Raw genomic sequence first — 17,179 nt, 5'->3', positions numbered from 1 at the left:
TCAATGCAATATTCAATTATATTGAAAGTAAAAGGGGGATCGTATGATGGAATTGCGCCAACTGATTACGTTCCGCACGGTTGCATCAACTTTAAATTTCAGTCGGGCTGCGGAAGTGCTGAACTATGTCCCCTCCAACGTCACGATGCAAATAAAAGCATTGGAGGATGAACTCGGTGTTCGTCTCTTTGACCGCTTGGGCAAGCAGCTCGTTCTCACAAGTGCGGGTAAACGCTTTTTAACTCATATCCAAGGCGTTCTAAACAAATTGGACGAAGCTCGCAGCGTCGTTCATGATAATGAAAATTTAAGCGGCACCCTAACGATAAGTGCTAACGAGGTTCTTTGCGCCTATCGGCTTCCAGTTGTCTTTCACCTATTTCGTTCCCGTCATCCGGGAGTGCGTCTCATCTTCCGCTCCGTTCCCAATCAAGAGCTCAAGCAAACGCTCTTTGAGGGAACCGCTGATGTCGTCTTTATGTTGGACGAATCCATTCGCTCGAGCGGACTTGCAGTGGAGCCGCTGGTGGAAGAAACTTTTCGCTTTTTCGCCGCTCCAGACCATCCGCTCGCGAAACTAACTGTACTGCAGCTGGAGGATTTTCACGGACAAGTGTTCCTTACGAATGAAAAGGGTTGTCCCTATCGAACTATGTTTGATCGGCAATTTGAGAAAGAGGGCATTGATAGCATTACGTATTTAGAGTTTCAAAATGCCGAAGCCATTAAACAATGTGCAATTACGGGAATCGGTATTGCCTTTCTTCCTGAAGTAACAGCGGAAGCCGAAGTTGAACGGGGCGAACTTGTTGCTCTTCCTTGGCAAATTCCGGACCTGCACGTGTATACACAGATGTTATGGCATAAAGACAAGTGGCTTTCACCCATCATATTATCTTTCATAGAAGCAGCAAGGGAGGTTCTCGCTACAGAGGAGGGGAATACAACCATTTAGCCTATTCAGCGATAGGAAAACACCTACTCGCCTGCGGGCTATTTGACCCTTGATTCGCAACTGTTGGAGGACAGGAACTTATATCGTTAACACTTAGTTCAGGAAGATGAACCTACAATAGTTTTGTCATATATACTAAAATTTCTTGGAAGGAGTGCTGTGTGTCGCTAGTGAGAATGCAGTGATTTAGAGCCATATTTACCAGGATAAAAGCCCAAGCTGGTTACTAGCTTGGGCTTTTCTTGGCTCATTGGGGATTAGCGCTGGGCTCAGCTACGCTGTCCATTATTTGCAAAGGAGAGCGTGGTGAACATGTAAGGATCAATCTTTTCGAGTTATCGGACGTATTCCGAATATGCCCAAATACAGGATTCCGGCAGCTAGTGATAAAACAAAAAGAAGGAGAAACAGGTTGCTGTAAATATGAGCGTTGGCTTGTTCAATAAAAGGAAGGAGGGGTACCGCGAGCGCTTTGACGTTTAACAAGGAAGATACGGCGGCTGTTCCAACAGCGCCTGAAACACCAACGGCCAGCCCATAGAACCCCATTCCGGCTCCTATTTGCGAAGCGGGCAGCGTTCGGGTGATTGTTTCCGTAAGCGCGGTTTGCATAAACGACATCCCGATATAGATAAAAGCCAACGAACCACTGATATACCAGATCGATTTATCCGTCATACCGGCAAACAGCAGCAACGCCGCACCTATCAGTAGATATCCAATGTAAAAAACGAAACGGTGACCTTTCCTTGCGGTCATTTGACCGGCGATAACGCCAAAGATCACCGAGAAAACGGCGCCTGGAAATAGCACGATACCGATTCGATCCGTCGGCAGTTGATGCAAACCGGCCAGCATAACCGGTACGATAAAAACGATGCCCAGCATGATACCGAACACAATAAAGCTAATACTGATTCCAATCAGATAAGGAAGATTGCGGAATAATATCGGGTCCACAAACGGGTTCCGGGCGCGGATCACATGGATGATAAGTATGCTCAGGGTAAGCAAACAGGGCAGTAAGTAGTACCATTGCGCTTCAGTGCAAGCAAGCATCAAACATGCAATAAAAATCGAAAGCAAGCTTGCCCCGAACAGGTCGACTTTAGCCTTATTCTTAACTTGACTCGTCCTGGGAAGTTTAAGAAACAAGATGAGCGCCGGAAGCAGAAACAACGGGATCAGAAACAAGAGCGACCAATGCAGGGTCGAGGTGATATATCCGCCAACTATCGGGCCCGCGGCTACGGCCATGGCTTCGACCGAAATAAACAGACCAAAAAGCTTCGCCCTGCGTTCTGTACTGAAATACCGAGCCACAGCCACTAGAGTGAGTGCTTTCAGAGAGGAAGCTCCGAATCCTTGAATAGCCCGGACGATGAGCACCCAGGCATACCACTTCTGCAGGATAATTCCCCATACTCCGGAGATGACGTAAATAAGAATGCCAATGACCAATAAGGGACCGATTTCGAAGCGATCGGACAATTTGGCAAAAATCGTTTGCCCGATACCGAAAGTAACGATAAATGTTGTGACAATCCAACTCCCTTGAGAAGGGAGCAATTGAAACTGTTGCGCTATCTGGGGAATAGATACATTAAATACGGATTCATTCAAAACGGCAAAGAAGAGCACATAGACGATACATGCGGAGAAAATACCGGATCGTGACAGTATTTGCCCAGCGGGCGACTCGGCAGAAGGTGAATTCATGGTTTTCCCTGCACCTCCTGAACCTGTGTAAATCCTTTGGCAATCCAATCGGAGAGCAGTGCCATGGCTTGGTCGAATATTTGCGGCTTAAATTTGGACCGATGTTCGTTCATCGTAAAGTACAATTGAACAATGGCTGTTAGAACTTCAGGATCTTCTGAAATCACTTTGCCGCTTGCCTGCAGTTGTTCAAACACCGGGCTGAACTGCATATAGTCTCGGAAGACATGCGCCGCAATCTCATCCTTGGAAACCGATCGCATGACGAGATTGAGATCTTCTTCGGAGTGCTCCAGAAACGGATCTTCCTGGATCTGCTCGATCCCTTTCGTTAACATTTGACGGATAGCGGTGCTGGGAGAGCCTTCATTCTGATTCGTGACTTCCTCGATGAGCAAGGCCTGATTGTGATAGGCTTTATCTTCGAATATTTTGAAATAAAGCTCTTCCTTGGAAGCATAAAACTTGTAAAATGCCGCAGGCGAGATGCCAGCAGCTTTGGTCAGTTGCTCGATACTTGTTTTCTTCAGACCAAATCTGCCGAACAATCGGCTTCCTTCCTGAAGAAGCTTACCCCGGATCATTTCCAGTTCTTGCTCAGTAAATTTACGCGCCAATTTAACCACCTCTCTTGTTTATTATATAAAACCTGCGGTAAATGTAAATATATAAATAAATTATTTATTTATTTTTACAAAGGACGTATAATAATTCATGTGAGGTGATTTGTTATGGAATCGTTGACATCGATGTATAAACGGTATTTCGATGAATCCTTATTTTGCCCCCAAAATGAGGTGTCATTTATGCCTCGGCCTGAAGTGGGTACCGGGAGCATTTATAGAATCGCGACTTACAGCGGAATCGAAATTGTGTACTATGATATTCGCTATCATGTAGCCAGTCCGTTTGTTTTCGCTTCAAATGGGCGAATGGTAGAACTCCAGTTTGCTCTCTCTGGTCAACGTCAAGTCATGGTGTCCGATCAGCTTCATGAGCTTCCAGTCGGCAAGGGAGCTCTTGCTTTTATGCAAAACTTTAAAGCTCGGTTCTACCCCCCTGTACCGGAACGATACGTTTCGCTCTCGCTGGGCATACCGGTGACTCTATTTGACTACGCGGCCAATCAATTGGCGACTTCGCTTAATCGTCAATTTGAGTTTAACAGGGTCTTGGATGGTAAGCCGTCTCGAGCTTATTATTTTGATATCGATGTCAGAAGCATGGCAGTGGTCAAGCAATTGATCTCGGATTTTAGAAATGACAACCGATCCCCGCTCATGATGGAAGCTTCCGCATTGGAGCTCTTGAATAGGCATATGATTCAATTATTTGACCTGACGCCAAGACCAAGAGGCTTGTCTAAAGACGATCTTCAAAAATTGCATCGAGTTAAACAAGTACTTGAATCTGGTATGGCTGATCCCCCCTCGCTGCAGGCCCTTGCCAAAATGGCGGGGCTAAACGATTTTAAACTGAAGTCGGGGTTCAAAGCCTGTTTCGGACTGACCGTATTTGAATATTTGAGACACATTCGTCTCGACTATGCGATGAAGCTTCTGCGAAACGGTGAGGCTAACGTAACCGAAGCGGCAATGGCAGTAGGATATAGCAACGTAAGTGCGTTCTCCGAGCAGTTTTTTCGAAGATATGGCGTGAAGCCATCGGAAATCAAAAATAATTATAATCCGTTTGACCGTAATATTTCCTTTTGAAGGGAGCAGAGGCAGCCAAAGTTCACTTATAATCCTCATCAAATCATAGGTTATGAAGAGGAGTGTAGGGAAATGAAGAGAGTGAAGACCAGCGTTTTCTTAAGCGTTTTTGTAGCTATGTTGGGGCTTATGCTGATTGCCCCCATTATGCCTCCGCTAATTCGGGAATTAGGGCTTAGGGAAGCTCATTCCGGTCTCATTATATCGCTTGGCTCTGTCATGATGGCGGTTATGGCGCCGGTATGGGGGAATGTCAGTGATACGAAGGGGCGGAAACCCGTTATACTGATTGGGTTTATTGGGATGTGTATCAGCAGTTTATTACTGACCCTCACTTTTTATAGCGGACTTAAACAGTGGATTAGCGGTGGACTGCTGCTGTTTCTGTTAATCGTAACGCGTAGTTTAATCGGGATGTTCATCCCCGCAGTCTTGTCCTCTTCACAAGCTTATATGGGGGATGTGACGGAGGGAAAGGAAAGAGCGAGCGGCATGGCGATCATTAGTTCCGCAAACGGGCTGGGGCTCATTTTCGGTCCGGCTATTGCCGGTGTGTTTACGTTAATTGGCTTGCTATGGCCATTATATTTTGGAATCGTGATTGCAGCTGTCGCGTTTATAGTCATACTACTGCTAATGCCTGCAACGAAACCGGTAGTAAAGGAACGCCCGGTTAAAGTCAGTCCATTTCAACCCGGATTGCGGATGTATTTATTAGCCGCTTTAATCACGATGCTGGGGATTGTAACGGTTCAGGTTATCGGAGGGTTTTATTTGCAGGATCAGCTAAATCTCGCATCTGAAAGTGTGGCGAGAGTGGTTTCCTTAGGACTGATGCTTACAGGTCTGGCTATGCTTCTTGTACAACTGATTCAGACGAAATGGCTGAAATGGGAGCCGCGGCCGATGATCCTGCTCGGTTCTATGATTCTCGTCCTCAGTATGATCGTATTCCTGTTTACAGCTAGCCTTCCATTCTATTTCTTGGCGTTTTTTATGTTCGGGCTAGGTGCGGGATGGATGATGCCCGGATTTATGGCAGGCGCGTCCCTTTCCGTCAGTAATGAACAACAAGGCGGGGTTGCCGGGCTGGTTGCCGCGATGCAGGGAATTGCAGCCATCATCGCGCCTATTGTAAGCACCACTCTCTACCAAGTCGATAAACAAATCCCTATGGCCATTGTGGCGATTCTAGCCGTATTTCTGGGTGGAGTCATGATGAGAACCTCCAAAAAGAGACTACCCGCGAAAAACTTTTAAGAAGCAATCGGGACAGGAACCATGATTTGGGAATTATTAATGGGAGAGCCTCATATTCTTAGGACTCTCCCATTTAACTTGCTGGCTCTGTTCAGCAGGACGCTTTCCCTTGACGCCCATGACAAGCGATAATTACAATAAATAAAAGAATGGAGGTTGACAGGATGAGAGATTGGGATGAAGTGTATACCAACGGAAACTTTCGAGACTACTGGGATCTCCCGTACCCGTCTCAAGAATTGGTCGCGTTCGTGGCTTCCATGGACCTTCCCCCTAACATTGCCGTTTTGGATGTAGGCTGCGGCGCAGGCAGCGAAGCCATTTTTCTTGCCCAGCGGGGATATCGCGTAATCGGCGTCGATCTGAGTGCCGCTGCCTTGAACATCGCAAGGGAACGGGCAAACAAGGCGGAGGTTCAGGTGGATTGGCGTCAGGGCGATGCCTTGAAATTGCCGCTTACAAACCGGTGCGTGGATATGGTCAATGATCGCGGATGTTTTCACAGTATCGCCGAAGAAAATCGGGGGCGATTTGCGGAGGAAGTCGCGCGAGTGCTCAAACCGGGCGGGGTGATGCTGCTCAGAGGCTGTCGCGACAAGGCAGAAGAAGGACATTTTGTCTCCGTGACCGAACAATCAGTAGACCAGCACTTCAGCCGGTATTTTAAACGTGGCCCGGTGCTGCCGATCCAGATGACGGTCGGCAAAGGTTATAGCGAAGAAGGAATGAAGGGCAACCTGGTCGTTTTGAAAAGAAAGTGAAAGTCGACGCAGGGTGACCGCATTAGGGCTGCAGCTTTCTTGCGTATGGACCGGCAGACAAGGCTAGGGCGGCTTCCTCTGCCAAACAGATGATGCTCGGGATCGTCTCCAATTCCCCAGCCTCTTATGGGGAGAAAAGTGGATTCCGGTAAACCGTCGCCGCTTAGCAAACGGCATAGAATGGTTTCCGGAATCCCGGCAGAACGCAGCCAACGGAACCTAAGTGCCCTTCTTGAAGCAACCCGATGTACCATTTCACCGGTAACATCTACCCGCGCAACAGATTCGAACCTCAGATGTCTCTTTCAACCAATTGACAGAAACTATTATGTACAATCCATTCTTAACGATATTGGAGAAGCATCCAAGGAAATTATTGATGCACCTGTTTAATATGCCTTAAATCTTTGCAGAGTTCTTTTGTTTTTACAAGAAGGCAAAGTATCCTCTAAGAAAGAGGGCGGCGAATGGGGACTGAAAGTGCTACCCAGTAAATTCCACTGCATTATTGCCAATTGCTTAGATGAATACGATGGACTAGTAAATGAACTTGAGTTTGATAGCACATAATTTAGTAGAGTTTTCTGAATATATGCAAAATGAAATAAGAAAGTTAATTAAGCTTGGGCTTTAAGCGAAATTCTATTCTGGTCATGGGAATAAGTCTATAATATGAAGGTAGCCATTGTAAAAAGCAGTTTTCGTCTCCATCGTCCCACCTCCGTTTCGAAAAATAAGTTTACCGCTAAGCCGACGAGATTCAGGTATTTGCCCTGATTTTCGCTCGGCTTTTTCTTTTTGACCAGGTTATAGGATTTTTGGGGAAACGGGAGAAGGCAATAACATTCGGATGGTGAGGAGGCTGCAAACGAAGGAATCGCATTGGCTGATGAGGTAATGGCGTGAATGGCCGAAGGCTACACCCTATTTTTATTCTTGTAACATGGTGTTTTGTCCATACACTTTGCTTCTTTGATCATAAGATATTTCGATAATGGTTAAAGGAGGATTTATATGGCAGAAAAAGTGAAGGTTAGCCCACAATTCAAAAGACTTTGTACCCAATTCGGAAAAATCCTTGGCGGTGAATCGGAAGTGGATGAAGGTCCGGTTTGTTTTGTCATGCGCATGACGAACTTAAGGGCGACGATTCTGGGAAGAAGAACGCGCTCCCCTTTGGTTCAAATGCAAATGTTTTCGTTTGAATCTCTTGATAAGTCGGGTCGCGCGCTTTGTTTGGGCGAGACTGCCGTACATCAAAATCAAGTTAATCGATTGATGTCGAATCTTCGTAAACGTGGGATAAAAGTGACTGCGCTTCATAATCACTGGCTAAAAGAAACCCCTCGTTTAATGTATATGCACTGGGAAGCTATTGAGAATCCTATTGTGTTTGCTAGAAAAACCAAAGAATCCATTGCATTCTTGGGTTAATGCAGCTGAGCGATGAAGCTATATTATTATCATATTACGAAAGGATGATTCCGTATGGCGGCACAAGTGAAAGCAAGTCCCCGTTTTAGAAGACTATGTAACCAATTTTCAACCATTTTAGGTGGAACAGAGCATGAAATTACAAAAGGTCCGGTTTGTTTTGTTACCAGAAATAGGAAGATAAACGCTACAATTTTAGGGAGACGTACCACATCACCATTGGTCCGCTATCAACTGTTTTCGTTTGAATCACTGGACAGTTCAGGCCGCGCACTCTGTTTAGGGGAAACGGCCCTCTTCCAAAACCAAGTTAATCGATTGCTGTCAAATCTTCGCAAAAACGGGATCATAGTAACAGCACTCCATAATCACTGGCTGTTTGATAACCCACGTCTTATGTATATTCACTGGGAGTCGATCGATAATCCCATTGCATTTGCAAGGAAAGTGAAACGTTCTATTGCTTTCCTAGGTTAATTTTGAATAGTATTAACATGAAAGTGCTTCCGGGGCATTTTTGTTGGATGCACATCGTGCTGTTGTTCTCACTGGGAACTCGGCATATGTGGAATGCTGTGTGTTGTTGGCAAGGAGTAATATTTTTGAGCCACATCAAGATGAAGTATCTACGGATTGCTTAGGCAAGAAGTAGCAGACGGGCTGTTCCGCCCCCTATGCCTACAGGAGACATCGGTTGCTTGCTAGGACAACTTCACAGATACCCCGTATTTTGATATGGAGTAGATGGGGCAAATCCCTATCTGCAATAGGTACATGAAGTTGTCCGTGGTAAGAAGCCCCGACTTCAACTCGCGATAGCGAGTAAGTCGGAGAGGTTCACGGCTGCTTATTGAAGGTATATCCTGATACTTTTGCTTTATGAGACATGAAAAAACGCTCCTCCTTACAGTAAACAGTTTTATTATTTCCACTGTCTACCACAAGGGGAGCATATCAAACCTGGGCGGGTTATTTTCGTTTATTCAGGTAAGTAATCAGCGCGAGAAGAAACATTCCGAGCATGATCACTTCCACCAACGAAAATCGCATGAGCACCACCTCCGCTCTGAAGGCGATACTTCCCCACCCAAGTCATGTTGTACTATACCAACATTTGCTATGTTGGGACAGGTCCTTTTATGAATGAACGAGCTGAACTTAATTTGAAAAAGCCTGGAGAGACTGATATTTGAGATGTATTGGCGGATATAGTAAGGAAGCGGTGAACCCCGCTTCTTTTTTTGGCTCTGTAAAGAGTTATTAATTGATTGACTTATTAAACATAACGGCCGTTTTGAGTAACAACAGCCCTTTAAATTTGTTTTTTATATTGTTATATTTGTATAATATACTAAACGAAAGGAGGAAAATAATTGGATGCTATTCACATTACAATAGGACAAAACTTGCAACGATTGAGAAAGCAAAGGCAGTTAAGTTTGGATAAAATGGCAGATTTAACTGGGGTTAGTAAGGGGATGCTGCATCAAATCGAGAGAGGGGACACACAGCCGACAGTAACCACCGTTTGGAAAATTGCTACGGGACTTAATATTTCTTTTTCATCACTAATAAAAGACGATGAATCTACAATATCCATTGTTAATCGAAAGAAAGTACCTGATATAACAGAGGATAATGGTAATTGTCTCGTTTATGTATTATTTCCGTTCAACCCACAAACCCAAATTGAAATTTTCACGATTGTATTAAAACCTAAAGCAAGCTATGTTTCTACTCCACACAATGAGGGTGTTCTAGAGTACATTACTGTTGTTTCAGGAGAGTTTAAGATTATGGTTAAGGATGACGTGTATACTTTACCTGCAGGAGACGCGATACGGTTTGCAGGAAATGTTTTGCACCAATATATAAATGACACGACTGAGGATGTGGTCATACAAGTGGTCATGCATTATCCAGAATCGTAAAAAAGCAGTATAAATGTCAATGACATTTTAGTGGAAAGAACAAACTGTACTCACTTGTACAAAACGGGAAGTTGGAGAATTTAAGTTGAAGCGAATTAACATTAGGAAAGGGAAAGAAAGAACAGAAATTTATGTAATCGAATAATAGGAGGTAAACACGTTGATGATTCAACTTAAAGAAAGTGCACAACTGGTTCAAAACAAGCTAATAGAGTTAGGTTATCCTAATATAGTAATAGAATTACCAGATAGCACAAGAACTGCTCAGGAAGCTGCCGACGCGATAGGTTGTGAGGTTGCACATATAGCTAAGTCAATTATCTTTCGACTTAAAAATTCCGACAAACCGTTATTGGTTGTAGCAAGTGGAGCAAATCGAATTAATGAGAAACAGATTGGCAGCCAACTCGGTGAGAAATTAGGAAAAGCTGACGCTGATTTTGTTCGTGAACACACAGGATTTGTTATTGGGGGCGTACCACCTTTAGGGCATATAGAGTCAATCCTGACTTTTATTGACGAGGACTTGTTTCAATATGATGAGATATGGGCTGCTGCCGGACATCCCAGGGCAGTGTTTCAATTAACGCCCGAACAATTAATGCAAATGACAAAAGGCAAAGTAATCTGTGTAAAATAATATGAAGTTAACGATACAACAAGCGTTTCGATAGTATAGAGCGGGCCACATTTACCTAAATACTTGACCCGAGAGGTTCAAGCAGACACCATGCTTGGGCTTTTCTTTTTATACGAATCCGAGTTTCTGTGGTAGGTATTTGAAACGGCAGGTTCTATCGTATCGTAGTAACACCAAAGGGTGAAAAAGCCCGAATTCGATCTGGGGTCCAGCAGCTTTATATCGATCATTAGCCGCACGGCCATGAAGCAATCCGCTTCGTTTCATTCTTTTGTACAATGGAGGCGAGGAGTGAAGTTTAAGATTTTTATATCTTGTGAGGAGTGAGAACTGATGCAAACCATGCGATTGAAACTAGAAGAATATATCAACAAATATCTGGAATTGTGGGACTTTTACGGCGTTATTCAAGTCACCCAAAAAGGTGAAGTGCTTTTTGAAAACGCATACGGCTATGCAAATATCGAGTTTGGAATCAAAAATGATATCAATTCATGCTTCTCCATCGCTTCCATGTCCAAACAGTTTACTGCCTTCGCGATTATGCTCCTGTATGACAAGAATATGCTGGACATCGATAAATCCGCACAAATATACCTCCCGGCCGATATGAAGATTGACGAGTCGATCACTGTACATCATTTACTATCGCATACTTCTGGATTATTTAATTTTTATAATTTTGAAAATGATTTTTTTGCTGGTTACAACAGAATGAATTATTCGATAAACGATTTCTTCCGGCAGTATATCAATAAAAAGCCTACCAAGCCGCCGGGTACGGCATATGATTACAATAACTCAAACTATAATTTGCTCGCATGGATGATTGAAAATGTTTCAGGAGAAAAATATGAAGATTATATTCGAAACAACCTATTTCTGCCCTTGAATATGATGAACAGCGATGTGGATGACGGTTGTAAACCTATTAAAAACAGATCATGTAATTATACAAAAGATTTTGACGCAACGGTCAAAAGTCCGTATTATAACGAAAAATTTAGCATCGGTGCAGGGGCGATCATTTCAAACTGTGATGATTTGTTCAAATGGTATACTTGTTTGCGGGATCGTAAAATTGTATCGCAAAAAACGTATACCAGGTTTTTCAAAGAGAACAAAAACAATTACTGCTATGGATTGGAACATCATCATATTTACGGTACTGATAGGTATTCTCATGGGGGAGATCATCTTGGAATAAGCACCTATATGCAGGATTATTTCGATGAAGATATTTGCATCATCATTCTTTCAAATAATGAAGCTATCCATCAGTACAGACTGGGCAACGCAATATCAGATATTTTGCATCATGTTGATGTAGATGTTCCGACGAAGTATGAAGAGTTTCCCATCAACGAAAGCAAGCTTAAAGAGGTTTGCGGAACCTACTTGAAAGATAAGATCAAAGTGGAGCTTATTAACGGGAAATTATATTTTACAAGATTCTCAGGCAATCTTCATATTGAGATTTATCCAGTAGGTGAAGGGAGATTTGCCCGCAGATATTGTGACCAGATCCATCCGTACAGTATAACAGAGAACGAGAACGGTCAAATGACATTTTTCGGGTATGCCAAGGAGCTATAGGGGAACTGGCACACTAACTAAATTGGGGGTTTGACCGTAAAAAATATTGTTATCGATACTTGCTCTTTTTATTTTTGAGTAATTTTATCACTTTTTTCAGTCAAACTTTGAAATGTTTCTTTTCACACGAATCTTGCAAGGATTAAGTGGTGGGATTGTTATTGTCGTGGCAATGGCTGTAGCTACTCGACTCGTTGAGAAGGAAAGAAGAGGAAGTGCCATTGGAATCATTTTAATGGGTTTAAGCAGTTCCTTAGTTTTTGGTGTACCGCTGGGGACATTTCTCAGTGGGATCATGGGGTGGAAGGCATTATTTGTCTTCATTGGTTTGGTCACGATTATTCCACTACTCGTTTAAATAGGTGGCTATTCCACATTATTTAATTTGGATTCGCCTTAGGTTCGGGATTAGGAGGTCTTGTAATAAGCGGCACTTCTGTATTGAATCTTAGTTGGGTCGCAGCCGGTACTGTTGTTCTCGCTTTACTAATGACTTTAATGTTGGTTGCTTTTGAACGAACCCCTAGTAGTAAGGCGTTGATGGAAAAAGGTTAGAAACTATCGTCCATTTAAACTAATGGATTCAGATTTGAGTTGAATCTTCTCCAGATTTGTGTTCACAAGCAAGTGACGAGGTATCCACATACTTGTGACCACATGTGTGAGTTTCTACGTTAAAGAACTCTACCCCCCTCAAGGAAGCTCACTTCTACTTTTCTGCATAATACTCGACAAGGAAACGTTGAAATTCGCGCGCAGCTTCAGATAGATACCGCGCTTCATTCCACGATACGTAAAAGGCGCGTTTGTTATCCGGGTCTTCGATATGCAGCAAAGTATATTGCGGTACATCATCCCCTTTGCATCCCGGAACGAATGCAACCCCCAGACCTGCCTGTACCAGGCTGCCCAAAGCGGCGGGCTCCTCCACTTCACAGACGATGGTCCGCTGAATTCCCGCTCGGCTACTGATCTCGTCATTGGCTTCGCGAAACGGATGTCCGATCTTGTATTCGATGAACGGGTCATCGGCTACCTGCTCCAATGTAATGCTGCTCTGGTGCTCATACCGGTGGCCGCGAGGCACGGCCAGGAAGACCTCTGTCTGCAGCACGGGAACTTCACGAATGCCCGGCTTGTGAAAAGACATCGGTCCAAACCCGAGATCTGCGATGCCCTGCTCCAAAAGCTCCCCGATGCTGTACGTCTCGGCAGGCGCAATCTGATTGATGCGGAAGCTGACATCCGGAAACCGCTCGCGAAAAGCCGCTATTGCAGGCGAGAGGCGGTTTAATGCATTCGTAGCGATGCTGATCACCCCCCGTTCCAACCCTGCCAAATCCATCACTTCTTTCTTTCCTTCTTCCAAAGAAGATAAAGCCGTTTCGACTTTGGCAAGAAAGACTTTGCCGAATGCGTTAAGACGAATTTGCCGGTTCGCACGATCAAACAGCGGGACGCCCAGATCTTCCTCCAGTCTGGAAATCGTCTTGCTGAGAGCCGGCTGTGCAATATGAAGCTGTTCAGCAGCCTTGGTCATATGTTCCATTCTGGCAACTGTGCGGAAATATTGCAGCTGCAGCAATTCCAATGTCATCACCACTTTTCCATATACTCAAGGTTATGAATGTATTGAAAAATATATATTATTCTTTATCTATATTCGATTGTAAAATAATGCGTAACAAAAAGAAAGGGGGATCTTCCATGAAAACCGATAAGTTAATATATATCCTCGCATTCACCATGGTTCTATCTTCCATGAGTGCGACCATGTTCAATATCGTACTGCCGAAGATGGGGGAAGAGTTCCAGCTTTCCTACTCGCAAGTGAGCTGGGTGTCTGCAATCTATTTGCTTATTTATGCGATCGGTTCGGCTGTGTACGGCAAATTAGCCGACCTTTTTAGATTAAAAAGCTTGATCACATTCGGGCTGCTTTTCTTCTGTGCCGGCTCTCTGATCGGGTTGGCTTCTCAAGCTTATTGGATGGTTCTTCTAGGCAGAATTATGCAAGCTTGCGGTGCGGCAGTCATTCCCGCGACGGCGATGATCGTGCCGATACGGTATTTCCCGATGGAAAGACGGGGATGGGCGCTCGGCATTACGGCAAGCGGGCTGGCCATCGGCAACGCGATCGGTCCGGTTGTCTCTGCGATGCTTGTCAGCTTTGCTCATTGGCGGTGGTTATTCTGCCTGCCGATGCTTCTCGTCTTTACGCTGCCCTTATATCGCAAATATCTCGTTGAAGAGCCGCGGAATGGCGGCAAACTAGATTGGATCGGCGGCGGATTGCTGGCTGGAACCGTGGCAAGCTTGCTGCTGGCCATTACATTCGCGGATTGGCTGCCAGCCGTAATAAGTGCGGCAGCTTTCCTCTTATTCGTCGTCCGTATTCGCCGAGCGGAGACGCCCTTTGTGAATCCCCGCTTGTTTCGCAACAGCAGTTATTCACTGGGTCTAACCATCGCTGTATTGGTCATGGCTGTCGGATATTCGTTGCCGTTCCTCACTCCTCAGCTTTTGGCAGATGTCCATGGGCTCTCACCAGGATTGATCGGCTATGCGATGGTGCCCGGAGCCGCTGTCTCGGCGTTCTTGGGACGTAAAGCCGGCAAATTAGCGGATATTAAAGGGAATATGACCTTGTTCACGATCGCTGGCGGATTGCTTATGATTTGCTTCTCATTGCTGTCTCTTTATGCGGGTGTTTCTCCCGTGATCATTGCTGTCTTCCTCATCTTCGGCAATGTTGGACTAATGTTTATGCAGATTGCTTTATCCAATACGATTTCCAGAACGCTTCCGAAGGAACAGACCGGAATCGGGATGGGACTGTTATCGATGCTGAATTTCTTATCCGGGGCCATCTCCACGGGTGTTTATAGTAAAGTCATCGATCAAGGCACTGCGTTTCGATTGAATCCGTTCAATGCGTTCCCGGGCACTTATGTTTATAGCAATATTTACTTCGTGTTGGCGCTAACCGTTTTGGGAGTATGGATCATGTATCGTGTACGATTCGGAAGCAGGCTGAAAGTACGAGGAGAAATGCTGGAAAATTGAAAATAATAATGACGCAAGACCTTTAGATAAAATATCAAGATCCGAAGAAAATGGAAAAAATGCAGGCGTTCGATCGCAGCATCTCCGCCAAGTTTACATGGAAAATTAGTTTGTCTAAATCTTGCAGCCGCCACATAAACAAGATTGAAGTGCAGAAGTGCCTCTTAAATCTAGCCTTTTCCCAAAACGAGAATTAGAGTGCAGAAGTACCCTTTAATTTGACAAAATCGTCTGATTTTTACTAAACATAGAAAATAATGCGCACTTTTACACCACAATAGCAAAAATAGCTAAATTGGCAGAATTGGGGGGCATATTTGTACTTTTGTTTGTATTTTAATTTGTTTTCCGGCCTGACTATAGGCCCTAAGTTAAAAGTATAGCACCTCAATAAGTCACCCATCGTTTCTTCAGGGGACAGCTGAGGTGCCGTCGACTATGAGCGAACTTCCGGCAAATGATCGAATGCGGTTTTGGTTAATGCCACACGCGGCTCCCTCCTTATATTTACGGTATGGAGTGTGAGATCCGGCTTATGGCTCGATGGCCGCTTTTTTCGTATTGATGGCGCGAATAACGGCGGGGTCGAATTTGGGCTTGCGGTCATAAGTGCACAATCCATTCACTTCTTGCTCGACATCGTACAACTGGGTGTAGCAGAAGCCGAGGGGGGCTTCCGCCTCGTATTTGTTCTGGATGCGGGCTGACCCGCATCGGGACAGCCAAGCGGCGTGAGCGCAGCTTACCAGCCGCGCTGGTACGGCTTCGGCGCGGCAAGCTCGGCACCAAGCCGCTTCGCGGCGGCACGCGGCCAATACGGGTCGCGCAGCAGCTCGCGTCCCAGCAGCACCAGATCTGCGCGGCCGCTCTGCAGAATCTCTTCGGCCTGCTCCGGCTCCGTGATCAGGCCGACCGCGCCGGTCGCGATGCCGGCCCCTGACCGGATCTCCTCCGAGAAGGGTACCTGGTACCCCGGATATACTTTCGGGGACCCGCCAACGACCGCACCGGAGCTTACATCAATCAGGTCGATGCCCTGGGCCTTCATCTGTTTGGCGTAGTATACCAAATCGTCCGGCGTATTGCCTTCCGGATGGTACTCATGCGCGGATATGCGAACGAGCAGAGGCCCGTCCCAGACCGATTGAATGCCCTCGATCACCTCGCGAAGGAAGCGGTAGCGGCGATCGCGGTCGCCTCCATACTCGTCTTCACGATGATTCGTGAGCGGTGACAGGAACTCGTTGATCAGGTAGCCGTGCGCTGCATGAATCTCGAGCACATCGAAGCCGGCATCCTTCGCTCGCCCGGCAGCGGCTGTGAATGCGGTGACCGTCTCCCGGATTTGCTGCAGCGTCATGGCCTCCGGCGTCTTCGACTTGTCGTCGAACGGAATCGCCGACGGCGCAATGATCGGGCCGTCCAGCACCGCCTTGCGGCCGGCGTGGGCCAACTGGATGCCGATGTGGGCGCCCTGTCCGTGCACCAGTCTCGTCAGTTCCCTCAGTCCTTCGACATGCTCATCGCTCCAGATGCCGAGATCCTGGGGAGTAATCCGCCCTTGCGCCGTAACCGCCGTCGCTTCGACCAAGATGAGGCCGACTCCGCCTACCGCACGCGACGGATAATGGATTTTATGCCAGTCCTGAACACGGCCCGATTGATCGACGACCGAATACATACACATCGGCGACATGACGATCCGGTTCTTCAGGGTTAGCTGCTTTAAGGAGTATGGAGTAAACAACATGCATTTTCACGCCCTTTTCATATCATTGTTGATGGTTGGGTTCGGTATTTACTTATTTAATGGCTACATTAAGTCTCAATCCCGGAATCCGTGCTGGACAAAATAAGGTGCCATTGTACACCCCGATTCTGCCAATTTAGCCAATGAGCGTCAAGCACGGATGGCTGGCTAGAGCCTACTTTAAGCCGCCTTTTACAGGTTGTCAATAAACTTCAGATAATCCAGTGTACTTCGATTTTCCTGCAGATACAGCCAGAGCAACTTTGCGTTTTTTAATTTGTCGCCTCCTTTTGAGCTATAAAGCAGCAGTCCCCGACTTGCTGTTCCTTTCATTTTTTCCGTCTATAAAAAT

At 45.6% G+C, this 17,179-nt stretch carries 16 protein-coding genes and 1 pseudogene; 13 read left to right on the top strand and 4 right to left on the bottom strand.

The window, feature by feature from the left end; translation table 11 throughout:
- The first annotated feature begins 46 nt into the window (after positions 1-46).
- Positions 47-955 carry a LysR family transcriptional regulator gene (locus KJS69_RS13785; RefSeq protein WP_213584413.1) on the top strand — a complete coding sequence of 303 codons (909 nt, stop codon included), beginning with the start codon at positions 47-49 and terminating at the stop codon, positions 953-955.
- Between the two features lie 321 nt (positions 956-1,276).
- Here KJS69_RS13785 and KJS69_RS13780 read toward each other — a convergent pair whose 3' ends face one another.
- Positions 1,277-2,674: an MFS transporter gene (locus tag KJS69_RS13780; protein ID WP_213584342.1), complete on the bottom strand. Its 1,398-nt coding sequence runs from the start codon at positions 2,672-2,674 to the stop codon at positions 1,277-1,279.
- A complete protein-coding gene (locus KJS69_RS13775; protein ID WP_213584341.1) occupies positions 2,671-3,291 on the bottom strand; it encodes a TetR/AcrR family transcriptional regulator in 621 nt (206 codons plus the stop codon). Before KJS69_RS13775 ends, KJS69_RS13780 begins: the two co-directional genes overlap by 4 nt.
- Before the next feature lie 114 nt (positions 3,292-3,405).
- On the opposite strand from KJS69_RS13775, the gene KJS69_RS13770 reads away from it, so the two are divergent.
- The 10 genes and pseudogenes from KJS69_RS13770 to KJS69_RS13725 form a co-directional block, all read left to right on the top strand.
- Entirely contained in the window at positions 3,406-4,389 is a 984-nt protein-coding gene (locus KJS69_RS13770) for a helix-turn-helix transcriptional regulator (protein WP_249730510.1), read from the top strand.
- Between the two features lie 72 nt (positions 4,390-4,461).
- Positions 4,462-5,649: an MFS transporter gene (locus KJS69_RS13765; RefSeq protein ID WP_213584340.1), complete on the top strand. Its 1,188-nt coding sequence runs from the start codon at positions 4,462-4,464 to the stop codon at positions 5,647-5,649.
- Between the two features lie 164 nt (positions 5,650-5,813).
- Positions 5,814-6,410 carry a class I SAM-dependent methyltransferase gene (locus tag KJS69_RS13760; RefSeq protein ID WP_213584339.1) on the top strand — a complete coding sequence of 199 codons (597 nt, stop codon included), beginning with the start codon at positions 5,814-5,816 and terminating at the stop codon, positions 6,408-6,410.
- Between the two features lie 420 nt (positions 6,411-6,830).
- Positions 6,831-6,980 (top strand): aminoglycoside adenylyltransferase domain-containing protein, encoded by a 150-nt coding sequence (locus KJS69_RS30270; RefSeq protein ID WP_213584338.1) that lies wholly within the window; start codon positions 6,831-6,833, stop codon positions 6,978-6,980.
- A gap of 444 nt (positions 6,981-7,424) precedes the next feature.
- Positions 7,425-7,844, top strand: coding sequence for a DUF1259 domain-containing protein (locus KJS69_RS13750; protein WP_213584337.1), 420 nt, complete (start codon positions 7,425-7,427; stop codon positions 7,842-7,844).
- 54 nt (positions 7,845-7,898) lie between these two features.
- On the top strand, positions 7,899-8,321 hold the full coding sequence (locus tag KJS69_RS13745) for a DUF1259 domain-containing protein (RefSeq protein ID WP_213584336.1): 423 nt from the start codon (positions 7,899-7,901) through the stop codon (positions 8,319-8,321).
- An 896-nt stretch (positions 8,322-9,217) separates the two neighbouring features.
- Entirely contained in the window at positions 9,218-9,775 is a 558-nt protein-coding gene (locus tag KJS69_RS13740; RefSeq protein WP_249730509.1) for a helix-turn-helix domain-containing protein, read from the top strand.
- Positions 9,776-9,938: 163 nt separating this feature from the next.
- Positions 9,939-10,415: a YbaK/EbsC family protein gene (locus KJS69_RS13735; RefSeq protein WP_213584411.1), complete on the top strand. Its 477-nt coding sequence runs from the start codon at positions 9,939-9,941 to the stop codon at positions 10,413-10,415.
- Positions 10,416-10,748: 333 nt separating this feature from the next.
- Entirely contained in the window at positions 10,749-12,011 is a 1,263-nt protein-coding gene (locus tag KJS69_RS13730) for a serine hydrolase domain-containing protein (protein ID WP_213584335.1), read from the top strand.
- 17 nt (positions 12,012-12,028) lie between these two features.
- A pseudogene (locus tag KJS69_RS13725) lies at positions 12,029-12,366 on the top strand (MFS transporter); the annotation flags it as partial.
- A gap of 354 nt (positions 12,367-12,720) precedes the next feature.
- Here the strand turns inward: KJS69_RS13725 and KJS69_RS13720 are convergent.
- Positions 12,721-13,602 (bottom strand): LysR family transcriptional regulator, encoded by an 882-nt coding sequence (locus tag KJS69_RS13720; protein WP_213584410.1) that lies wholly within the window; start codon positions 13,600-13,602, stop codon positions 12,721-12,723.
- 116 nt (positions 13,603-13,718) lie between these two features.
- Here KJS69_RS13720 and KJS69_RS13715 point away from each other — a divergent pair, with 116 nt between their 5' ends.
- Both KJS69_RS13715 and KJS69_RS13710 read left to right on the top strand, forming a co-directional pair.
- On the top strand, positions 13,719-15,077 hold the full coding sequence (locus KJS69_RS13715; protein ID WP_213584333.1) for an MFS transporter: 1,359 nt from the start codon (positions 13,719-13,721) through the stop codon (positions 15,075-15,077).
- 521 nt (positions 15,078-15,598) lie between these two features.
- A complete protein-coding gene (locus tag KJS69_RS13710) occupies positions 15,599-15,784 on the top strand; it encodes a hypothetical protein (protein WP_213584332.1) in 186 nt (61 codons plus the stop codon).
- A gap of 35 nt (positions 15,785-15,819) precedes the next feature.
- Here the strand turns inward: KJS69_RS13710 and namA are convergent, their stop codons facing one another.
- Positions 15,820-16,827, bottom strand: coding sequence for an NADPH dehydrogenase NamA (gene namA, locus KJS69_RS13705; protein ID WP_213584331.1), 1,008 nt, complete (start codon positions 16,825-16,827; stop codon positions 15,820-15,822).
- Between the last annotated feature and the right edge of the window lie 352 nt (positions 16,828-17,179).

The sequence above is a fragment of the Paenibacillus sp. J2TS4 genome, from assembly GCF_018403245.1.
GTDB lineage: Bacteria > Bacillota > Bacilli > Paenibacillales > NBRC-103111 > Paenibacillus_L.
Note: the sequence above shows the minus strand (reverse complement) of the source record. Positions and strands in the feature narration are given on the sequence as shown.

Excerpts from the sequence above, each read along its gene's own strand:
- KJS69_RS13785 (WP_213584413.1), top strand. The coding sequence starts at position 47 with ATGGAATTGCGCCAACTGATTACGTTCCGCACGGTTGCATCAACTTTA.
- KJS69_RS13780 (WP_213584342.1), bottom strand. The coding sequence starts at position 2,674 with ATGAATTCACCTTCTGCCGAGTCGCCCGCTGGGCAAATACTGTCACGA.
- KJS69_RS13770 (WP_249730510.1), top strand. The coding sequence starts at position 3,406 with ATGGAATCGTTGACATCGATGTATAAACGGTATTTCGATGAATCCTTA.
- KJS69_RS13765 (WP_213584340.1), top strand. The coding sequence starts at position 4,462 with ATGAAGAGAGTGAAGACCAGCGTTTTCTTAAGCGTTTTTGTAGCTATG.
- KJS69_RS13760 (WP_213584339.1), top strand. The coding sequence starts at position 5,814 with ATGAGAGATTGGGATGAAGTGTATACCAACGGAAACTTTCGAGACTAC.
- KJS69_RS13750 (WP_213584337.1), top strand. The coding sequence starts at position 7,425 with ATGGCAGAAAAAGTGAAGGTTAGCCCACAATTCAAAAGACTTTGTACC.
- KJS69_RS13745 (WP_213584336.1), top strand. The coding sequence starts at position 7,899 with ATGGCGGCACAAGTGAAAGCAAGTCCCCGTTTTAGAAGACTATGTAAC.
- KJS69_RS13735 (WP_213584411.1), top strand. The coding sequence starts at position 9,939 with ATGATTCAACTTAAAGAAAGTGCACAACTGGTTCAAAACAAGCTAATA.
- KJS69_RS13730 (WP_213584335.1), top strand. The coding sequence starts at position 10,749 with ATGCAAACCATGCGATTGAAACTAGAAGAATATATCAACAAATATCTG.
- KJS69_RS13715 (WP_213584333.1), top strand. The coding sequence starts at position 13,719 with ATGAAAACCGATAAGTTAATATATATCCTCGCATTCACCATGGTTCTA.
- namA (WP_213584331.1), bottom strand. The coding sequence starts at position 16,827 with ATGTTGTTTACTCCATACTCCTTAAAGCAGCTAACCCTGAAGAACCGG.